Genomic DNA, 19983 nt, shown 5'->3' with positions numbered 1-19983 from the left:
CACCGCCCCCCCCCCCCCCCGCACCCAGGGACCCCACTGAGCCGACGGAGTCGGCACGGTCTTTGGAGGCCCACGCCCTGGCCCGCACCGCCGAGCACCTGAGCGAACGCTACGCCGGGGTGTTCTCCCCCGACCTGGTGGAACGGATGGTCTTGGAGTCCTACACCACGTTGTGGCACACCGCCCGGGTGCGCACGCACCTGGCCAGCCTGGCCGGGCACTTCGCCGCCGACCGGCTGGCTGCCCTGGCCCACGCCTGGCCCGGCACCGGCAGGTCCCGGCAGGACGGGGCGGTCCCGCACGCGCTGTTCGTCGGGGACCACGACACCGGCCGGGCTCAGATCGCCGCAGCCCTGCTGGCCCACCAGGCCGGGCAGGCACTCACTGTCCGCTCGGCGGGCCTGCTGCCTGGGGCGGCCCTGGAAGCGCTGGTCGTCGCTGCACTGGCCGAGCGCGGCATCAACACCGAGGAGCTCTACCCCAAACCGGTCACCGCTGATGTTCTGGCCGGGGCGGACTGGGGCATCACCTTCGGCACCCTCAACGGGCTCCCCTGCCGGCCGGAGCCGCCCACCAGAACTGGGAGGCCGCAGACGTGGCGGCGGCGGACCCGGCGGCGGTGCGCGCCGTGGTGGAAGAACTCGAGAGCCGCTCCCGCAGCCTGTACGAACAGATCCGCACCCACCCTCGAGCGCACCCCCCGGGGTAGTCCTTCCACCGCCGACGGATGGGATTGCTCGTTTTCGCTGGGGCGGCCGCCGTGGGCAGGGGCTCAGGGTTCGACGACGGCCGCAGCCACTAAGGTCGCGGCCCCGGCGACCCCGAGTACGGCCGGCACGACGGGTGGGGCCACCGGGGGCACGTGCCGGCCGACCTCGGCCAACTCCTGCCGGCGCCGCTTCTCCAGGACGGCGTCGATCTGGGCGAAGGCCCATTCCATGTCCGCCATTTTCTGCTGACTCCAGGCAGGCCGGGCCGCGCACCGGGTATAGATCCGCTCGTAGCTCAGCTCCAGCTCGGCCCGCAGGCCGGCGTGGTAGCTCTGGATCCGGCGCAAGCGCACCGCCGTGCGCCATTGGCGCACCCGGCGGATCAGCCACCAGGCCACCGCCGCGGTCACCGCGGCCACTCCTGCCAGCGTCAACAGCATGGTCGGCGGCATGGCTCCCCCTTCGTGAAAACGCATGCGCTCCAAGCGTAGCCAGCGCCTCGCCCTCCTACCGGGGCGCCACCAGGGATCGTGTCCCAGCCGTGACGTGCACCGGCACCGGTTCCGGGTCCTTGCACCAGGCTTTCCGACCTATGAGGTACGTCACTTTGAGGGCGTATCATCGCCCCATTCTGACGAAGAACACCGCCCTGCGGATGAGCCGGATCGAGGAAGATGCCATGGACGCTGTCGCCCAGCGTGAACTCGAGCGCAAGTACGATCTCCCGGACGGGGCCAAGCACCGGGTCGACTGGGGTGTGCTGGAGGGATACACCGTCACCGACACGGCGGTGGAGCACCGAATGCAGGCCGTCTACTACGACACCGCCGACCAGACCCTGGCCCGGCACCAGGTGGCGCTGCGCCGGTGGGCGGACGGGGCCGATGACGGGTGGCACGTGAGGTTGTACGAGCCCGGCGGGCGCTACGAGGCGCAGGTCCCCCTGCTGGCAACGGCGCCGACGCGGATGCCCGCAGCGGTACGCCACCTGCTGGAAGGACTCACCGGCGGGCAGGAATTGCACCCGCTCGCGACCCTGGCCACGGTCCGGCAGGTGCTGACCATCGCAGCGGTTTCCGGGGCCTCGGTCGCGGAGGTCGCCATCGATGAGGTCGAAGCCGTGGATCATCACAACGGCACGGCCCGGTCGTGGTCGGAGTGGGAGGTGGAGCTCACCGAGGCGACCGTGGCGCCCGAGCAGCAGGAGCAAATTTTTACCGCCATCGAGCACGCCCTGTTCGCCGCCGGGGGCCGACCCTCGGCCTCGACCGCGAAGATCGCCCGCGCCCTGGGCGCCGACGACGTCGCCCAGGACGGCGACGGGTCCGTGCCCGCCGGCCAGGAAACGGGGACGACCTCCGGGAAGGAGGACGAAAAGGCGGGGAAGAACGTCACCGGGGCGGTACTGCTGGGCACGGTGCTGGGGCAACTGGCCGGGCAACTGGTGCTGTGGGATCTCAAGGTCCGGCTCGATGTCCCCGATGCGGTGCACCAGATGCGGGTGACCTCTCGGTCGCTGCGCAGCCTGCTCAAGGCCGCCGCCCCGTTCTTCGACGGTGACACCGCCGCCGAGCTCGATGTACGCCTGCGGGAATTGGCCCGGGCGCTATCCGGAGCCCGGGACGCCGAAGTCACCGCCGAGTTGCTGCCCGCCCGGGTGGCCGCCCTCGACGGGCGGGTGGACCCGGCCGCCGCGCAGGTGCTCCAGCGCACCGCCGAACAGCAGGCGAAGGCGGCCGCGGCTACCGTCCGAGGCCACCTGGGCAAGCAGGAGCACCTGCTGCTGCTGGCCGACGTGCAGACCTTCGCCGCCCACCCGCCCCTGACGCAGGAGGCCGAGCAGCTCACAGCGCGGAAGGTCGCGAACAAGCTGGTGCGCCGAGCTCTGCGCAAGGTCCAACGCCTCGGGGACCACGGGCTGGCGGCTGAAGACTCTGGTGCGGAGGCAGATCTGGTCCACCGGTTGGAGCACCTGCACGAGGTGCGCAAGGACGTCAAACGGGTCCGCTACGTGACCGCGGTGCTCAAACGCTCCGGATTCACCCCCGGCAAGACGGTCCGGCACGCGGCCGCTGATGCCAAGGCCCACCAGGAGGCGCTGGGCGAGGTCATGGATGCCGGAGTCGTGGAAGACTGGCTGGCCCGCACCGCCGACGCCTACCGGGGTACCGGCGAGGACCGCTACGCGGTAGGGGTGCTGCACGGGGCGGAGCTGGCCGCGGTGCGCACCGGGGTCACCACCGGCCACGAGGTCGTGGCCGAGCTCATGGCCCAGCTGCGCCAGGGCCTCACCTGACCACCGCGGCGTCTCAGCGGTCACGGTCGGTGAGGCTCACCTGGAAGGTCAGGGCCACGGGGTCGTGGCGAACACCGGCCAGCACGGCCAGGTCAGGCCCGTAGAGATTGCCCACGACCTGGTGGCAGGTACGGTCACCCAGTAACGGGCCCGCGGTACCCAGTCGTCGGCCCGCACGGTCGGTGACCTCGGCCAGATACAGCCCGTCCTCGACGTCATCGCAGATCAACAGCAAGGACACCGCGCACGGATGGCGGGTGCGCACCCGCAGGATCAACTCCTCCAAGGGCAGCGATCGTCAGCTCGTGCCGGGCCCCCCAGATACGCCCGGCGGGCGGCCTCGAATCCCGGGTGGGTCGTGGTCGGGCCTTGAGCACCAGCAGGATCCGCCCGATCCATCATATCCCTGAGCCTACCCATGGCCCACGGCCTCAAAACTTGGTGACCCAACGAGGCCAGCCACCCAGCGAAGTTCTGGATGCCGTGCCTTCCCGGTGCAACTCCTGCGGCGCCAGCGGTGAAAACCATGGGAGGCCGTAGCACGGCACTACGGTGCTTTGCCGCCGGGCGCCTCCTCCGGTGTTTATCTACCGTCCACTTGCCCTGTCTACACTGCCGCGAAAGTTCCCCAGCGCGAGAAGGAGCAAAAATGTCAGAAGCCAGAAGGCTGTGGGTGCCCGAGGACCAGTGGTCGGGGCGGGAGAACCTGCGGGAGTTCATCGACCAGCTCACCGAGCAGGGCTACACGGTCCGCGATGGGCACTCCAACGATCCCGACCTCATCGACCCCGGGGGCTCGGCGGTGGAGACCTGGCGGGAGGACTACCCCTACGACGAGCTGTTGGGCCGTGAGGCCTACGAGTTGGAGAAGTACCAGTTGCAGGTGGAGCTGCTGAAGTTCCAGTACTGGGGCCAGGACCACGACCTCCAGCACGTCATCGTGTTCGAGGGTCGCGACGCGGCCGGCAAGGGCGGCACGATCAAGCGGTTCACCGAGCACCTCAACCCGCGCGCGGCCCGGGTGGTGGCCCTGACGAAGCCCTCGGACCGGGAGGCCGGGCAGTGGTACCTCCAGCGCTACATCGCCCACCTGCCCACGAACGGGGAGATCGTGATGTTCGACCGCTCCTAGTACAACCGGGCGGTGGTCGAACGCGTGATGGGTTTCTGCACCGATGAGGAGTACCACCGGTTCATGGCCCAGGCCCCGGTCTTCGAGAAGATGCTGGTGGACTCCGGGATCCACCTCACCAAGTTCTGGTTCTCCGTCACCCGCCAGGAGCAGCGCACCCGGTTCGCGATCCGTCAGATCGACCCCGTGCGCCGGTGGAAGCTCTCCCCCAACGATCTGGCGTCCCTGGACCGGTGGGAGGACTACACCCAGGCCAAGGAGGAGATGTTCCTGGCCACCGACACCGACCACGCCCCCTGGATCACGGTGAAGTCCAACGACAAGAAGCGCGCCCGGCTCAACGCGATGCGGTATTTCCTGAACCAGTTCGACTACCAGGACAAGGACCCCACCGTGGTCCACGGTCCGGACCCGTTGATCGTGGCCCGCGGCCGGGACGCCGTCGGCGACTGAGACCCGCCCACGTCGTACCCCCGGCGGGAGCCCCGCTCAGCGCTCAGACGGTTCATGCCAGCAGTCCCACGCACACAGCAACCCGACCGGTCCTGGCTGTCAGGAGCTCCGGCCAGGCTTTTGAGGACTGGTCTCAGCGGATGGTCAGGCCCGGACGCCGGGCCTGCCCCAGGAAAAGGGACCCAAAGCCTCACCGGCGGGGCCGAGGTACTCGAGCTCAGCGATGGACAGTAGGGCACCGGGGCTGTGCCCGTCAGCTTCGCAGCGCACGACCACCACCATGTTCAGCGAGGTCGGTTCGTATGGGATTCCTAGGAGGATCTCCCCAGTGCGCAGATGCAGCCCCGGGCGGTTGGTTCGCATCCGGTAGCGAGACAACTGAGGAGCGCCACGTTGCAGGGCTGCACCGGTCGGACCCGCTTCGGGGGTGGGCAGCGGCGGAGCAGAGTAATCAGGGACAGTGCTGGAAGGGGGAGTGGTCATGAGTGGATCCTTCTGGTGGTCAAGCGCACCCGAGCCCAGATGGACCGTGGTGCCGGTGGGAGAAGATCGACATCGTTGTCCACCTCCACAGTAGGGGCCGCTGCCACACCGCGCGGCAGATTGGGCCAGTGATCCTCAGCGCACCCTTGCCTCCATGACGAGGGTCAACAGTGTGGACGGGTCGTGATCTTGGTCCAGCGGACCGGAATCGACAGGCCTCGCCCTCGGTGTGCGGCTGAGGCCCGATGCAGGACTCTGAAACCTAGTCTTGAACTGCCCGCCCGGGATGAGTGCGTTCTCGCCGTCGAAGCGCCTGTGGCCTGGTGTGGCGGGCCAGCTGGGGAGCCGGATGCTCCAGCCGGCCCGCCGTCGGCGGGCTGGAACATCCGGTACGGCTGCCCAGGGGTGCATCCGTACCAGTCAGACAGGCTTTAGGGGGGCGGCCTGCTGGCCTGCGACACCGTAAGGAGCCGCTGTGACCGACCGGCCAACAGCAGGTGAACGCCCGGTGTCGGCGTATGCGGCATCCCCGCGCACCCGACCGGGCCGATGCACTCAACGGCCGAATGGAGCCGAGGACCTGGTGCTCAGTGCCCTCAACGGGTGAGGAACTCCTGGAGGCCGGGAAGGTCGTCGGTGTTGATGTGGTCGACCCCGGCCGCCTGCAGCTCGGTCCACAGGTTCTCCCGGGCCTGTCCGGCGATGTCGTTGGTGGCCCAGAACCGCACCCGGTACCCGGCGGCATGGGCCTGCTCGACGTAGTCGTGCAGAGCCTCCCGCTCAGCGGCCGGCATCTGCCCCACACCCTGCCAGGTGAACAGCTTGGTCCAGTTCTCGCTCACCAGCGGCATGAACTCCGAGCCCAGCCCGGAGCCCAGGTCAGTGGAGCGCCCGTCGTAGAAGGAGTACCGGGTCTTCGCGGCCTGCATGTCCGCCAGGGGCCGGTTGCCGCTGATCACCGCGTCCACGGCCCGGTCCTTGACCTGCCCCTGGTGGTAGCCGGTGAAGAACTTCCGGTGCTCTGCCAACTCCTCCTCGATCGCCGCCCACGTGGCGGGGCCGTCGCTCTTGATGTCGATCAACAGCTGGAAGTCCCCGTCGTCGCCGGGATAGAGATGCTTGCCGTTGGGCGAGACCAGCTCCGCCAGCGGCTCCAGGTAGGCCTCTTCCAGGGTCGGGGCATCGGCCAGCTCCCAAGCGTCGTGAGCCACCCGCAGCTCCCCCTCGACCAACCACACATCGGCCTCCACCGAGGTGAAGCCGTGCTCCAGGGCATCCAGATGCGGCCGGTCGTGCTCGTAGTCGTTGTGGGCGTGCGCCTGAGCCAGCGGGGCACCGAGTTCTGCGCCCGCCCCGGCATCGGGGGCGGCGGTGGCGGCCTGAGGTGCGGCCAATAGGGCGATGACCGTGGTGCCGGTGGTCAGGGTGCGCAGGATAGTGGTCATGGGGGTGTGGTCCTTGATCGCAGGGAACAGTTCATCCCAGCATGGGCGGTGTCGGTGACCTGCGGCACTCACCGGCGTGACCGGATGCTGAACACTCGTCAAAGGACCCGATGCGACCGTGGTTGGTGGTGGGAAGGTAGATGGCCCGGGGAAGTGTCCATCGGAGGGGCATCTGCCGGTCACACGGTGCTCACCGCGTGCTGTCAGACTGAGCGCGCCCACACCGGCCAGTGGCAAGGGCAGCCCGGGAGGTAATGTGATGACCGCTCAAACCGTCCTGGTCACCGCGGAGATCAAACTTCTTAAGGCCAAGCGCGCCTACGCCAAAAAGCTGCTCCGGCTCATCGCCGAGCACATGCACCACCACCACCCCGAGGCCGTGCGCCTGAGCGTCTACGCCGATCAGCGCACCAGCGAGTACTTCCTCGGCGAACTGCTGGATCCCGACGGCAACGCCATCGACTTCGATCCGGACAGTCTCGTGGTGCCCCACATGGAGACGGACGGCCCCTTCGGAGAACCGGTCACCGTTGGCCCCCATGACGTGGCGGACCTGCTGTGCCGGGCCCTGACCACCTACGAGGGACCGTTGGAGAGGCTCTTGCGCACCGAACGCCACACCGGGGAGCACTACCTGGATCTGCCCCGGACCCACTGACCCCTAACTCGGCTCCCCCGGTGATTAACAGGGCTGGTACGGAAAGGCACCACCACCGTTTTCACCACCACCCCAGGGACGCTGTCCCCGACCCCACATCAGAGGGGTAATGAGGGTGCGGACCTCCGGGGTAGGCACGACCACTCCCGCGGCGGTGGGCGCCAGAGCGGCGGACCGCCATGCTCAGCAGTGCTCGTTGAGCTCCGTGGTGACCGGGGTGGTCCGTCGCCACGGGCGGGCGCCAATTCCGGTGCCTCCTAGGGCGGTGAGCACCTCGCGGTGACGGTCCAGGCTCACCGGGTGCGAACCGGCGGGATCAGTGAGGTACTCGTGGTCCAGTTGCAGGCCCAGCCGGCTGTGCAGGATCTGCAGCTCCACCACCGCTAAACCGTCCAGGGAGGCAGGAAACGCTTCTGTCGGTCCCAAACGGCGCGAATCCGCGGCCCCCGGAATGAGTGCCTCCGTCGCGGCGACAGTATCGGTGTGATCAATCATGGTGGGCTCCCTCTGTCCAGGCCACCGGACGCGCACCACCCGGACCCGGGCCGGGGTGGCTCGCCCCCAATCCGGTGGGCTTGCGTGGATGCTTCCTATCCTGCGGGCAGCATATGAACGGCGGGCGAACGGATCACCTGGCGCCTTCAGCGAATCGATCAGCCGCCCGAGGCGGCCGCGGGTCAATCGCGATGACCGTCCTGACCTCTGGCCACTGGTGCCGGAGAGGATCTTCGTGGCTTGACGACCTCTAACCGGCCATATGTAAAGCGAAGGCGTGGTGCCGTCCGGGACACACGCCGTCCGTGGGGCATCCAGGAGTTGTCCGGTGCCCTCTTGTCTCTGGCCAGAGCAGACCGGGGCAACCTGTGGTGCTGGGTATACCCAACGGAACACCGCGGGCGATGAGTTGACGGACGCATGGGGCTCCTGTGCGCCCATCCGCACCGAAACCGGGCAGGGACTGGGCATACGAACCTCTGGGTCCAGGTAGCTCTTCGCTGGTGCTATGGACTCACCGGACGGTCGTGGGCTTGTCACCGACCTTGGGCACGCGACCGAGTGGTCATCGGCAAGCTGATGTAAGTCCGGGCGCCTCGGACCGGCGCCGAGAAGATCACCAACACTGTTTGTTCACCCCCCCCCCCCCCCCACCGGGCGCCGCGGGGACAAGTGGATCGGCGTCGGACGGTTCTCCACCCTGGCGATCCTCACGGGAGAGGTACAGAATGCGGTCATGGACATCACCGACAACGGGCCGAAACCGAACGCGTTCGATATCGAAAGCGCTACGACGGAGAACGCTGACTACCGCCGCGTCGCCTGGACGGGCAAGCACCTGCAGGTGACGCTCATGTCGATCGAGCCCGGCGGAGCGATTGGTCTCGAGGTGCATCATGGCACCGACCAGTTCCTGCGCATCGACGCCGGCAAGGGCCGCGCGAAGATGGGGCCCTCGAAAGACAATCTCTCGTTCCAGCAGGACGTCGAGGACGGCTGGAGCATCCAAGTGCCCGCCGGCACGTGGCACGACGTGGAGAATACCGGGGACGAGCCGCTGCGTCTTTATGCGATCTACGCGCCCACGCACCACGCGCAGGGCATCGTGCAGAAGGCTCCGGAAGACGCCGAGAAGGACGAGGAGCAGGGCCGCGACGAGCCGCCGCCGTGGATCGATGAGGTCGACGACCAGGGCGAAGAGACCGCCTGAGCTGCTACAACGATTACCTGACTGTCCGGTAGCCGGACCATATGTAAAGCCGTGCACTCACTGGGCTCCTGGTCGACTCCAGTGGGGGCACCGCTCGCCTTGGTTGCTTGCGAGGGACACTGGTGCACCGTCGGGATCGGGGAGCATTGCAGGATGCTGCAGTGATGGGGCGGACCTGGGTCAGGCGGGGCAGCGGTACAACTGGTGCTCGCTGGGATCGAGCAGCTTCCTCTCGCCCAGGTGGGCTTCGCGGATCCACACCACGCCCAATTCTCGGGCGACGATGTCGACGACTCCTACGTATCGCTGCTGGTAGCTGTTTCGGGCTTCGATCCGGTCGCCTCGACGTAGCTCGGTGACCGGTACTGTCCGGGCGCTGGTTGAGCGCATGTTCCTTCTCCTGGACATCTTGCGCCGGCCACCGATGCCGGGCGTCACCACCTGACACGACGTCGTACCGGCGGCAACGGCGAGGAATCATGAGCAGACAACTGGGCGGCGCCACGGGTGCCCAGAGGTGTCGCTTTCGCTGAGGCTGTTCTGTGTAGGCCTTGGCCGGGTTGGCCGGGCCGGGGTCAGGGACGGCCGTCACCGATGTTCCCCTTTACCCAGCGGGGCGAAGGGGAACATCGGTGACGGCGACCAGTTGCCGGTGGACGCGCTCTAGCGTCCGGTGTGGTGCATAACGTGCTTGGTGCGGGAGTAGTCGTCCAGGGCGTAGGCGGAGAGATCGCGGCCGTAGCCGGACCCCTTGAACCCGCCCCAGGGCATCTCGGTAGCCAGCACCAGGTGGGAGTTGACCCAGACGGTGCCGGCGTCCAGGCGGGAGGCGATGTCGTGGCTGCGCTGGGCGTTGAGCGTCCACACCGAGGCCGAGAGCCCGAAGGGCACCTCGTTGGCCCGTCGGACCGCGTCCTCCTCCTCGGTGAAGGTCTCCACGGTCACGACGGGGCCGAAGATCTCCTCCAGCGTGCAAGCCGCCCCTTCCGGGACGTCCACCAGCACGGTGGGGGCCACGAAATAGCCCGGGCCCTCCAACGCGCCGCCGCCGATGGCGGCCTTGGCCCCGGCCTCCTTCGCGCGCTCGAGATGGGCCAGGACCCGCTCGTAGTGGTCCTTGGAGATCATCGGACCGATCTCGACGTCGGCACCGGCCCTGGGCTCGCCGACGACCAGGGTGGACACCTGCTCCACCAGCAGCTGGGCGAACCGTTCGGCGATGGATTTGTGGATGATGACCCGGCAGCCGGCCCCGCACTCCTGCCCGGAGTTCCAGTACCCAGCTGTGCGCAGGGACTCCGCGGCCGCGGCCAGGTCGGCGTCGTCGAAGATCACCACGGGGGCTTTGCCGCCCAGCTCCAGGTGGACGCGTTTGAGCGTCTCGGCGGCCGCCTTGGCCACCGCCTGCCCGCTGCCGACGGAGCCCGTCAGGGCGATCATGTCCACCTGCGGGTGCTCGGCCAGGCGCTGGCCGACCACCGATCCGCGGCCGGTGACGACGTTGAACACCCCTGCGGGGAGCAGGTCGGCGGTGAGTTCGGCGAACTTCAGGGTGGTCAACGGGGTCTGCTCCGAGGGCTTGAGCACGATGGTGTTGCCCGCGGCCAAAATGGGGGCGATCTTCCACACGCCCATCAGCAACGGGTAGTTCCACGGAACCACAACCCCCACCACGCCCAGGGGTTCGCGCAGGATCACCGACAGGTGGTCCTCGGCGTACTCGCCGGCGGCCAGGGAGGTGATGGCCCGGATGGCCCCGGCCATGAAGCGGAAGGAGTCGATCGAGGAGGCCACGTCGTCCTCGGCGACCATCATCGACTTGCCGGTGTTCAGAGCCTCGAGCCGTGCCAGCAGGTCCGCGTGCTCGGCCATCCGGTCAGCGATGGCCAGCAGCACCTCGGCGCGGTGCTTCGGTGTGGTGCTCCCCCACTCTCGGCGGGCCTCGACGGCGGCGGACACGGCCACGTCGACGTCGGCGGTGGTGCCTTGGAGGACCTCGCAGATGGTGTTTTCGGTGGCGGGGTCCACGACGGCCGCTGAGCCGTTGTCGGTCCCGGTGCGGAACTGTCCAGCGATGAAGTGCTGGCCAGGAGGCAGCTGGTCAGCGGCGAGGAGGGCCGAGGAGTCGGTGGCCCGCCGCACGGTGCCCGAGGTGGTGGATGCCGGTGAGGTCATGGTCGGTCACTCCTGATGATGGGTGGGCGTACTGATGAGGAGAGGGAGGAGCGGGACGGGAGGAGGCGCGGGGACCGGCCTCGGATATCCACCGGCCGGTCCCCGCCTGCCGGTCAAGCGGAGGCCGACTCCAGCTGGAGCTCGGCGACGAGCTTCTCGATCCGGGCCAAGGACGCCGGGTCGAGGTCGGCAGAGGGACGGCGCATGCTGCCGACGGGGTGGCCGAGCACTCCCAGGGTGGCTTTGATCGCCGCGACGAAGGGCACGGAGATCAGGGCGTCGATCAGCGGGTAGATCCGGTTCCACTCGGTGCGGGCCTTCTCGAAGTCCCCGGCGGCCACGGCCTGGTGAACGGCGACGATCTCGCGCGGGACGACATTGGCCGCACCGGCCATCACCCCGGCCGCACCTTCGGTCAGGGCGGCAAGGATCAGGGAGTCCCAGCCGATGAAGGTCGAGATGTGCTCGGCGTGGTGGTGGATCAGCTGGTTGGCCTGCTCCATGTTGGCGCTGGAGTCCTTGATGTAGCGGATGTTCTCCACCGACCGGGCCAGTTCCCCCACGGTCTCGTGGTCGAGGTTGACCCCGGTGGCGGCCGGGATGTTGTAGAGCATCACCGGGACCTCCACGGCCTCGGCCACGGTGCGGATGTAGTCGGTGGTCTCCGCCAGGGACAGCGGCTCGTAGTAGGGCGTGACCAGCATGAGCACATCAGCCCCGACCTCCTGGGCGTGCCGGGAGGTGCGGATGGCCTCGGCCGTGCTGGTGGCCCCGGTCTGGGCCACCACCGGCACCCGGCCGGCGGTGTGCCCCACGACGGTCTCCACCACCAGGCGCCGTTCGTCGGTGCTCAGGGCGGCGAACTCCCCGGTGGAGCCGCAGGCCACGACCCCGTCCACACCGCCGTCGATGGAACGGTCCACGAGGAACCGCAGCTGGGGCACGTCTATCTGGCCGTCGGTGGTGAAGGGGGTGGCGAGAGCGGTGAGCACACCGCGGAGCTGTGCGGACATGATGTGTTCCTGTCTGTTGCTGGTCGAATGAGTGGTGAGGCGACGGGGAGGAATTTGTCACACGAGGGTGGGAGTCCCGGGCACGGGGTGGTTGCGGCGGGTCTGCTGTTCGGTGGCCAACAGGCTCGTGGCGTCCTGGGCGGCGGAGAATCCAGTGGTGATGGAGCTTTCGGTGTAGAGGGTCCCGAGGTAGTCGCCGGCCAGGAATACCCGGTCGGTGCCGCGCATGAGCGTGGACTGCAGCTTCGCCCGGCCGGGGAAGCAGTAGGGCGAGGCGTTGGCCCACCGGTCGGTCTGGGCTTCCACGACGCTGTTGGCGAAACCGTGACCGAGGATCTGGTCCAGGTCGGCGAGGTGGGTCTGGATGACGTCCGCCTCGGGCTTCTCCAGCAGCGCCCGGCCCAGGCTGGCCGGGGAGAAGGTCATGAAGCTGCCCCCGGGTCGGCGCACGGACTCGGTGCCGCGGACGATGCTGGCCTGGTTCAGGGCGATGGCGAAGGAGCGTTTCGGGGCGGCGATGGCGTAGATGTCGTCCCAGGGCTTGGCTTCGGTCTCATCCGTCAGGAAGGCCGTGCTTACGTGCGGGCCATACTTGATCTGCGCCAGCGCGCCGCGCAGGTTCTCGGGCAAGTCCACTCCGATCCGGTGGGAGACATCGGCGGTGGTCGCCAGGACGACGGTGCGGGCCTCGACCTCATGGTCGGCACCGTCCTGGACGTAACGGACGACGACGGAGTCCTTTTTGTGCACGACCTCCTGCACCGCGGCGCCGAGCTCGATGCGTTCCCCCAGGGCGGCGGCGATCGACCCGGTCAGCGTGGACGGGCCGCCGACGATCCCCCGGTTGAGCCCCTGCCCGATGCCCAGCACCAGGCTGAAGTACCCGATGCCGGCCCCGGTCGAGATCTGGTCCATGTCACCGGCGGAGCGGGTGACGGTGGTCTGGAACAGTGCGGCCGCGTCCTCGGAGAGGTTACCGATGTAGTCGAGGAACGACCGGTCGTTCTCGAAGTCGTAGATGCGCTGCTGGCGCATGGCCCCGGATTCGCCCGGGCGCTTGCGCACCACACCGGTGTACTTGGCCACGCCATGGACGACCTTCATCCCGGCCCGCACCGTGTCGAGGCGGGAGGACAGGGACATCGGGATGCGCAGCGGGTAGGTGGCGATGTGTCCCTGGCGGATGAACTTGCCGTTCATGGACAGCCCTTGGAGGGACCCGGGGATCTCCACGGCCGTCACACCGGTCTCCGTGAGCAAGGAATCGGTGGAGGACCCCGGACCGGCGAAGACGTGACCGCCCCAGTTCAACCAGTAGTCCCCGCGGCGCTCGGAGCGGATCCGTCCCCCGACACGGTGCTTGGATTCCAGCACCAGGGTGTCCCAGTGCCGCAGCCGCCAGGCCGCAGACAGACCGGCCAACCCGGCACCGATGATGACTGCATCTTTCATGGGACTGCCTTTCGTTCTACCGCCTCGCGCACTGGTTGACCACCTGCGCGGACGAGGGACGTGAGGGGCTTGCGAGGAAGGATGCGGGCACCCACCGGGCGTCCCTGTTTGCCCTGGACGCGTGGTCCAGGCAGAACTTGGGAGACGCCCACGACTCTTCTGCTTGCCGCGGATCTGTCCCAGAGCCGAGGTTCGGCTCGTTGTGGTGCAGATTTCCTTACACCATAGAATGTGATCACACATCACACAAGGGGCGATGACGAGGTCCCCGAGGAGATCGTCCAGGGGCAACAGGCGATCCCCATGACTGTGGTGGCGGCAAGGGCAGGGCCCGCGCCGAGGAGCAAGCTCATCGGCGCGGGCCCTGAGTAATCAGTGGCGGCTCAGTGCGCTGGCGCGGGGCTGAGCAAGGCCTGGCGGATGCGATCGGTGGCGCTGAGCAGGGACTCGGTGTTGATCCGTGCGGCCGCAGCGGCATCGTGGCTCGCCGCTGCGTCAATGAGCTGCTCCTGGAACATCGAGAGCACCGCGGGGTCACCGGAGTCCAGGGTGTTGCGCGCTCCGACGATCTTGTACGGCCGGCAGCGTCGCCACAGTCCACGCACCATTTCCAGCAGCACCGGGTTGCCGGCGGCGGAGTACAGGAGGCTCAGCAACTGTTCATCGTGGTCGAGCATGTCGGCCACGCGCTGCTCCTCCAGGGCCTGGAGCATGGACCGGTACTGCTGGCGCATCTGCTTCACCTGATCCGGGGTCACCTGGGACGCACCCAGTCGCGCCGCTTCCACCTCGAGCACCCGGCGCACGTCGTAGACGTGCAGCAGCTCCTCCAAAGTGAGGCCTTTGACCACGGCACCCTTGTAGGGCACCTTCTCGGCCAACCCGGCCTCTTCCAGGCGTCGAATGGCCTCGCGCACCGGCATCACGCTGGTGCCCAGCTCGGCGGCCAGATCACGGATCAGCAACCGATGGCCGGCGGGCAGGTCGCCGTTCATGATCCCGTCGTGGATCGCCTCGAAGACCTGATCCGCCACCAGGATGCTGGGCTCGAGCTTATGCAACGCCATGGGGCTCATTCTACGACCCGCCCCGCAACGGCTTGCCCTGCGGTCTCTCTGCCGGGTGGGCGGAAGCTCTCTCCTCCATGAGAAGGGTGTGCTTCCATCGATGCTCCTGGCGACCGTAACGACAAGTTAACCTGTTCCTCTTGTTTGATCTGTGATCACAAATTACAGTATTGCCAGTGATGTGCGACACACTTGCTGCCATGTCCGTCGTCGTGCACCTATCGACCTTGTGAGGAGTCAACGATGGTTGACCAGATCTATGCAATCGGCGACAAGCTGTGGCTGATCATGCTTTTCATGGCCATGCCCATCGGGGTGTACCTGACGGTGCGCACCCGCTTTCTGCAGGTCCGGCTGTTCAAGGACATGATCCGGCAGCTCAAAGGCGACGGGAAGGACCACGAAGGCGGCCTGACACCTTTCCAGGCCCTGTCCCTGACCATCGGCAACCGCGTCGGTGTCGGCAACATCGCCGGTGTGGCCACCGCCATCGGCTTCGGCGGCCCCGGGGCGCTGTTCTGGATGGCGGTGATGGCCTTCTTCGGCGGCGCGACCGCATTCGTCGAGTCGACCCTGGCGCAGATCTACAAGCAGCGGATCGACGGGGAGCTGCAGGGCGGTGTCCCCTACTACCTCGAGAAAATCACCCAGAAGCGCTGGCTCGGGGTGGTCGCCGCCGTGACTGCGCTGACTCTTTACACCCTGCTGGCCCCGGGCGTGCAGGCCACCAACATCGGTGTCGCTGCGGAGTTCGGGCTGAACATGCCCACCTGGGTCACGGGGCTGATCGTCACCGCCGTCCTCGGCGCCATCATCTGGGGTGGGCGCCGGCGCGTCCTGAAGTTCGTCAACGTTGCCGTCCCGATCATGGCCGCCGGCTACATCCTCATGACCGTGCTCGTGCTGGCCTTCAACATCACCCAGGTGCCCGCCGCCATCGGCCTGATCTTCAGCAGCGCCTTCGGCGCCGACTCCGTCTACGGCGGGATCATCGGAGCGGCCATCGCCTGGGGCGTACGCCGGGCCCTGTTCTCCAACGTCGCCGGTGTCGGTGAGGGCACCTACGCCGCCGGTGCCGCCGATGTGTCTCACCCGGCCAAGCAGGGACTGGTGCAGGCGTTCTCCATCTACATCGACACCCTGGGCATCTGCATGGCCACCGGCCTGATGCTCGTGGTGACCGGCAAGTACAACGTGATCACCGCCGACGGCACCGAGATTTCCACCAACCTGCCCGGTGTGGCCGCCGGCCCCAACTTCACTCAGGAAGCCGTCGCCACCGTGTGGCAGCCGGCAGCCGGCCCGTTCATTGCCATCGCCATCGCCTTGTTCGCCCTCACCACGATCGTGGCCTTCTACTTCATCGCCGAGGCCAACCTCGCCTACCTCGTCGGACACCGGAACCCGGTCCTCGTGCGCATCCTCGAAGTCGCCATCCTCGCCGTGACCTTCTACAGCACGATCTCCGACGCCGGCCTGGTGTGGGCCACCGCTGACATCGGCTACGGCGCGCTGGGCATCCTCAACTTCACCGCGCTGATCTTCGTGTCCGGGATCGCCATCAAGACCCTCAAGGACTACGACCAGCAGCGCAAGGCCGGCCTGGACCCGGTGTTCGACCCGACCACGCTGGGCATCAAGCACGCCACCTTCTGGGAAGAGCTCAACCTCAACGCTGATATCGCGGCCCGGCGCGCCCACCACTGATGTCACGCCCCCACGACTAACGAAAGGCTTTCCATGACCGAGCTGATCCTCGTCGGCACCGACGGGTCCGAAACCGCGTCCCTTGCCGTGACCGAAGCGGCCGGCCTCGCCGCGAACCTCGATGCCAAGCTGCTGATCCTCACCGCGTCCCCCAGCCTCGCCGACACGAAACTCGGCGAACATGCCCGCGACATGCCCGCGCCCAAGCACTGGCGATCCGCCCAACGGGCCGAAGCCGAGAAGGTTCTCACCACGGCCGTGGACTCGCTCGGACAGTCTGGCATCTCCGTGGAAACCATCGCTCAGGAGGGGGATCCGGCGGAGGCCATTCTGCGGGTCGCCGAAAAACGCCAGGCCGACATCATCGTGGTCGGCAACAAGGGCATGGCCGGGGTCAAGCGCTTCCTCCTCGGCTCCGTGCCGAACAAGGTCGCCCACCACGCCCCGTGCTCGGTGTTCATCGTCCGCACCACCTGACCGACGACCGAGACGCCGAGCAACACCGAGCACCCAACGCCCGTATTACCAGTGCCGCGAGGTCAGCGACGAAAAGTCGCTGACCTCGCGGCACATCCATTTCGGCGGCAACGAAGCCGCAGACAACGACGTGGGGCCCACCCAGCGGGCGGCAGACGCCAGTCGGGCTCAATAGTGAAGTAACCCCCTGCAGCCATACGCCTTGGTGTGCCGCTGGTTCTGCGTCGAGCACACCAGACGGTCCAGGACGGTGATGACGAACGTGTCGCCCTCACCAAGGCCAGTACCGTTCTTGCGAAGCTCGACCGCTAATCCGCCATATGTGAAGTTGTTTGATTTTGGGTGTTCCCCATCCGCCCATTGTCGGGTTGGCCTGCGTGGTGGCCGCCGTCGCCGACATGCTCACAAGGCAGGTCGTCCTCGATGCTGGGGAAATTGTCCGTTTGGGCGGAAATGCTTGCCGGCATGGTCACCTACGCCGTCGTCCCCTAGGTCAAGTGATCGCAGCGCACGACCACCAGGGATGAGAACAGGCCTTGCCTACAGTCCCCACCGCAGACCGAGCATGGGGCGGCACGTGCTCCAAAGGCGACCGTGGTTCTGCCGATCGTTCCAAGGCCGACGGCCGCAGTGATCTGGGCGACCAGCACGTCGGTCGTTCCGGTCGCGTCCACCACACTCCAGCCCCCGGTCCGGGCGAGCTCCAGGTAGGCGGTGCGGGCGGTCTGCAGGTAGTCCAGCGACTCGTGGTCCTCGCCTCGGCGCAGGATCCGTTGTTGCGCGATCTGGGCCGGGAGGTCGAGAAAGTCCACCGTGTAGGGGCGGATCGACCGGGTCGCCAGCCACGGAAGCACGCGGCCCGGGGGCAGGCCCCGGCCCTGGCGCAGCACCAGCTGGCACACCAGGTGACGGTCGATGACCACCAGACCCTCCCGGTGGCCAGCCCGCACCTGGGACACCGCGACGTTGGCGACACGCACCACGGTCTCGAACCGGTCCGCCCATCGCACGGGCAGCTCCACCCCGCAGCGCACCGAGACGCGGGCTAACCAGCGGCGACCGGACCGGTTGCGCAGCGCGATTGCCGGCCGTCCCGATTCCCGCCCTGTCGCCGCCAGCGCTTCCGCCGTGGTTGTCTTCCCGGCCCCGTCGATGTCCAGCAGCACCACGATTCTCCGGGCACGTCGAGAACGGAAGCCGTCGGGCCGCGACCCCCGACTGCCTGCCTGAGAACGACGCACCCGGCCCCTCTTCCTCGACTGCTTCTGACACTGTTGAACGCAGGATCCCACGCCTTAGGCACCGAGACGGGCACGCTCGTGGGTAAGGCCGAGGGGTTCTCGCCCGGTCCGTCGGGAAAGGCGGTGGCCGGGGTGATGCTCGCGACGAAACCTTTACCGCAACGCCCACCATGGCCCTATCGCTCGTATACGGGTGCGATGCCCGGACGGCAGGCGCTGGGTAGCCCGGCTCAGCCGCGGACTGAGCCCGAGCTGAGTCCGGCCACCAGGTAGCGCTGGGCCACGAAGGCGAACAGCATCACCGGGATCGTCAGTAGCACCGCCGCCGCACCGGCCTGCTGGAGCATGGGCAGCGTCTGTCCGAGCTGGGTGGCGACGAACACCGGGACCGTTCCGGCTTCGGTGTTCGTGAGCACCACGGCGGTCAGGTACTCCTGGAAGGCGAAGAAGAACACGAAGATCGCCGCGGTGAGGATGCCCGGTCCCAGCAGCGGCACCATGATCCGGGTCAGGATCTGATGGCGTCGACACCCGTCCAGCATCGCGGCCTCGTCGAGTTCGCGTGGGATCGCGGCGAAGAAGTTACGCAGCAACCAGATAGTGAAGGGCTGGTTGATCGCCACCAGGGCCATCGCCAGAACGAACCGGGTGTCGTAGATGCCCAGGCTCCGGGAGATGTCGTACATCGGCAGCACGATCGCGAAACGGGGCAAGGAACGGAACACCAGGGCCAGCAGCAGCAGTGCGATGGACACCCAGCCGGGAAAGCGGGAGAGGGCGTAGGCGGCCGGGATGCCCAGCACCAGGGCCACGAGCGTGCTGACCACGGCCACCACGAGCGTGTTGAGCAGATAACGGTAGAAGTACGTGGTCTGCCACAGATCAGCGAAAGACTCCAGCGTCGGCGAATAGGTCAGCACCGGCGGGTTCACAAAAGCCACGCTCGTGGGTTTCGTGACGGACAGGACCGTCCAGATCACCGGCAGGAGCATGAGCAGGCAGACCAGGGTCAGGATCACGGTGCCGATCGGACCCACCCCGGCGCGGGCCCCGGGCCGGCGGGCAGGAGTTCTCATGCTTGCTTGGCCTCCCGGACGACGTCGCGCAGGAACGGGTAGAGCATCACCAGGATCACGACAATGGTCAGCACGGACAGCGCACTGCCCAGGCCGAGGTCCTGGCCGCCGTCGCGGAACGCAATGTTGAAGATGTAGAGCATCACGGACTCGTTGCCCAATTGCACCGCCTGCGGGGACAACGGCACAAGATTGTCGAAGACCCGCAGGATGTCCATGACCGAAATTAGCCCCACGAACCCGATGACCCCGCGGATGGACGGAACGATGATGCTCCAGTGCGTGCGGATCGGGCCGGCACCGTCGAGCTGCGCCGCCTCCAAAACGTCACGGGACACGCCCTGGAGCCCGGCCAGGAGGATGAGAGTGGCGAAGGGCAGCATGGACCAGACCACGTTGAGCGCCACCATGACCCGGTTGGGCCAGGTCTGCACGTACCACAGGATTTCGTCGCCGGTCAGCCAGCTGAAGGCCAGGTTCACCACTCCGCCGAAGTTCTGGTCGAACAGCCACGAGAACATTGTCGCGCCCACCACGTTGGGGATGACGTAGGAGATCAGCAGAATCCCCAACACCACCGGGCGCATCCGGCCCAGCTTGTTGACCGTGGCCGCCAGCACGTAGCCGGCGACCAGCAACACGGCTGTCACCACCACGGTGAGCCCGGCGGTGAACACCAGCGCCCGGCCGAACCGCGGGTCCGTGAACGCCTGGGCGTAGTTGTCCAGGCCCACGAACTCCCCCGGTGACCCGTAGTCGACCTCCTGGAAACTCCACTTCACCGTCAGGTACAGGGGCACGACCAGCAGTCCCACCATCACGGCCACACTGGGGCCCACCAGCCCGTAGAACTCACGCCTGCGCATCAACGACGGCGCCCTCTGACGGCGCCG

17 protein-coding genes and 2 pseudogenes are annotated in these 19983 nt (G+C 67.6%); 7 read left to right on the top strand and 12 right to left on the bottom strand.

The window, feature by feature from the left end; genetic code table 11:
• Positions 1 to 62: 62 nt before the first annotated feature.
• Positions 63 to 509 (top strand): annotated as a pseudogene (locus RF647_RS05545) (three-helix bundle dimerization domain-containing protein); the annotation flags it as partial.
• 263 nt (positions 510 to 772) lie between these two features.
• Here the strand turns inward: RF647_RS05545 and RF647_RS05540 are convergent.
• Positions 773 to 1162: a hypothetical protein gene (locus tag RF647_RS05540; RefSeq protein ID WP_368811130.1), complete on the bottom strand. Its 390-nt coding sequence runs from the start codon at positions 1160 to 1162 to the stop codon at positions 773 to 775.
• A 227-nt stretch (positions 1163 to 1389) separates the two neighbouring features.
• Here RF647_RS05540 and RF647_RS05535 point away from each other — a divergent pair, with 227 nt between their 5' ends.
• Positions 1390 to 3006 (top strand): CHAD domain-containing protein, encoded by a 1617-nt coding sequence (locus RF647_RS05535; RefSeq protein WP_368810854.1) that lies wholly within the window; start codon positions 1390 to 1392, stop codon positions 3004 to 3006.
• A 13-nt stretch (positions 3007 to 3019) separates the two neighbouring features.
• On the opposite strand, the gene RF647_RS05530 is transcribed toward RF647_RS05535, so the two are convergent.
• Positions 3020 to 3292 carry a hypothetical protein gene (locus RF647_RS05530; RefSeq protein ID WP_368810853.1) on the bottom strand — a complete coding sequence of 91 codons (273 nt, stop codon included), beginning with the start codon at positions 3290 to 3292 and terminating at the stop codon, positions 3020 to 3022.
• A gap of 363 nt (positions 3293 to 3655) precedes the next feature.
• Between RF647_RS05530 and ppk2 the strand changes: the two are divergent.
• Positions 3656 to 4591: pseudogene (gene ppk2 / locus RF647_RS05525) on the top strand (polyphosphate kinase 2).
• Positions 4592 to 5670: 1079 nt separating this feature from the next.
• Here the strand turns inward: ppk2 and RF647_RS05520 are convergent.
• Positions 5671 to 6519, bottom strand: coding sequence for a phosphatidylinositol-specific phospholipase C/glycerophosphodiester phosphodiesterase family protein (locus tag RF647_RS05520; protein WP_368810852.1), 849 nt, complete (start codon positions 6517 to 6519; stop codon positions 5671 to 5673).
• Positions 6520 to 6778: 259 nt separating this feature from the next.
• On the opposite strand from RF647_RS05520, the gene RF647_RS05515 reads away from it, so the two are divergent.
• Positions 6779 to 7177, top strand: coding sequence for a hypothetical protein (locus RF647_RS05515; RefSeq protein WP_368810851.1), 399 nt, complete (start codon positions 6779 to 6781; stop codon positions 7175 to 7177).
• Positions 7178 to 7360: 183 nt separating this feature from the next.
• On the opposite strand, the gene RF647_RS05510 is transcribed toward RF647_RS05515, so the two are convergent.
• A complete protein-coding gene (locus RF647_RS05510) occupies positions 7361 to 7558 on the bottom strand; it encodes a hypothetical protein (protein ID WP_368810850.1) in 198 nt (65 codons plus the stop codon).
• 850 nt (positions 7559 to 8408) lie between these two features.
• On the opposite strand from RF647_RS05510, the gene RF647_RS05505 reads away from it, so the two are divergent.
• Positions 8409 to 8882: a cupin domain-containing protein gene (locus RF647_RS05505; RefSeq protein WP_368810849.1), complete on the top strand. Its 474-nt coding sequence runs from the start codon at positions 8409 to 8411 to the stop codon at positions 8880 to 8882.
• Between the two features lie 180 nt (positions 8883 to 9062).
• On the opposite strand, the gene RF647_RS05500 is transcribed toward RF647_RS05505, so the two are convergent.
• The 5 genes from RF647_RS05500 to RF647_RS05480 form a co-directional block, all read right to left on the bottom strand.
• A complete protein-coding gene (locus RF647_RS05500; protein WP_368810848.1) occupies positions 9063 to 9272 on the bottom strand; it encodes a hypothetical protein in 210 nt (69 codons plus the stop codon).
• Between the two features lie 273 nt (positions 9273 to 9545).
• The gene (locus tag RF647_RS05495) at positions 9546 to 11057 is read right to left on the bottom strand and encodes an aldehyde dehydrogenase family protein (RefSeq protein ID WP_368810847.1); all 1512 of its coding nucleotides are present in this window, start codon (positions 11055 to 11057) and stop codon (positions 9546 to 9548) included.
• 113 nt (positions 11058 to 11170) lie between these two features.
• Positions 11171 to 12070: a 4-hydroxy-tetrahydrodipicolinate synthase gene (gene dapA, locus RF647_RS05490; protein ID WP_368810846.1), complete on the bottom strand. Its 900-nt coding sequence runs from the start codon at positions 12068 to 12070 to the stop codon at positions 11171 to 11173.
• 57 nt (positions 12071 to 12127) lie between these two features.
• Complete coding sequence (locus tag RF647_RS05485; protein ID WP_368810845.1) at positions 12128 to 13522, bottom strand: NAD(P)/FAD-dependent oxidoreductase; 1395 nt, start codon at positions 13520 to 13522, stop codon at positions 12128 to 12130.
• A gap of 383 nt (positions 13523 to 13905) precedes the next feature.
• Positions 13906 to 14589, bottom strand: a complete 684-nt coding sequence (locus RF647_RS05480) for a GntR family transcriptional regulator (protein WP_368810844.1) — start codon at positions 14587 to 14589, stop codon at positions 13906 to 13908.
• A gap of 243 nt (positions 14590 to 14832) precedes the next feature.
• Between RF647_RS05480 and RF647_RS05475 the strand changes: the two genes are divergently transcribed.
• The gene (locus tag RF647_RS05475; RefSeq protein WP_368810843.1) at positions 14833 to 16296 is read left to right on the top strand and encodes an alanine/glycine:cation symporter family protein; all 1464 of its coding nucleotides are present in this window, start codon (positions 14833 to 14835) and stop codon (positions 16294 to 16296) included.
• Between the two features lie 33 nt (positions 16297 to 16329).
• Positions 16330 to 16773, top strand: a complete 444-nt coding sequence (locus tag RF647_RS05470; protein WP_368810842.1) for a universal stress protein — start codon at positions 16330 to 16332, stop codon at positions 16771 to 16773.
• Positions 16774 to 17261: 488 nt separating this feature from the next.
• Here the strand turns inward: RF647_RS05470 and RF647_RS05465 are convergent, their stop codons facing one another.
• From RF647_RS05465 to RF647_RS05455, 3 genes are all read right to left on the bottom strand, one after another.
• A complete protein-coding gene (locus tag RF647_RS05465; RefSeq protein ID WP_368810841.1) occupies positions 17262 to 17939 on the bottom strand; it encodes a thymidylate kinase in 678 nt (225 codons plus the stop codon).
• A gap of 305 nt (positions 17940 to 18244) precedes the next feature.
• A complete protein-coding gene (locus RF647_RS05460) occupies positions 18245 to 19090 on the bottom strand; it encodes a carbohydrate ABC transporter permease (protein ID WP_368810840.1) in 846 nt (281 codons plus the stop codon).
• The gene (locus RF647_RS05455; RefSeq protein WP_368810839.1) at positions 19087 to 19956 is read right to left on the bottom strand and encodes a carbohydrate ABC transporter permease; all 870 of its coding nucleotides are present in this window, start codon (positions 19954 to 19956) and stop codon (positions 19087 to 19089) included. The genes RF647_RS05460 and RF647_RS05455 overlap by 4 nt, the downstream gene beginning before the upstream one ends.
• Between the last annotated feature and the right edge of the window lie 27 nt (positions 19957 to 19983).

The organism is Kocuria sp. CPCC 205263, from assembly GCF_040981075.1.
Lineage (GTDB): Bacteria > Actinomycetota > Actinomycetes > Actinomycetales > Micrococcaceae > Kocuria > Kocuria rosea.
Note: the sequence above shows the minus strand (reverse complement) of the source record. Positions and strands in the feature narration are given on the sequence as shown.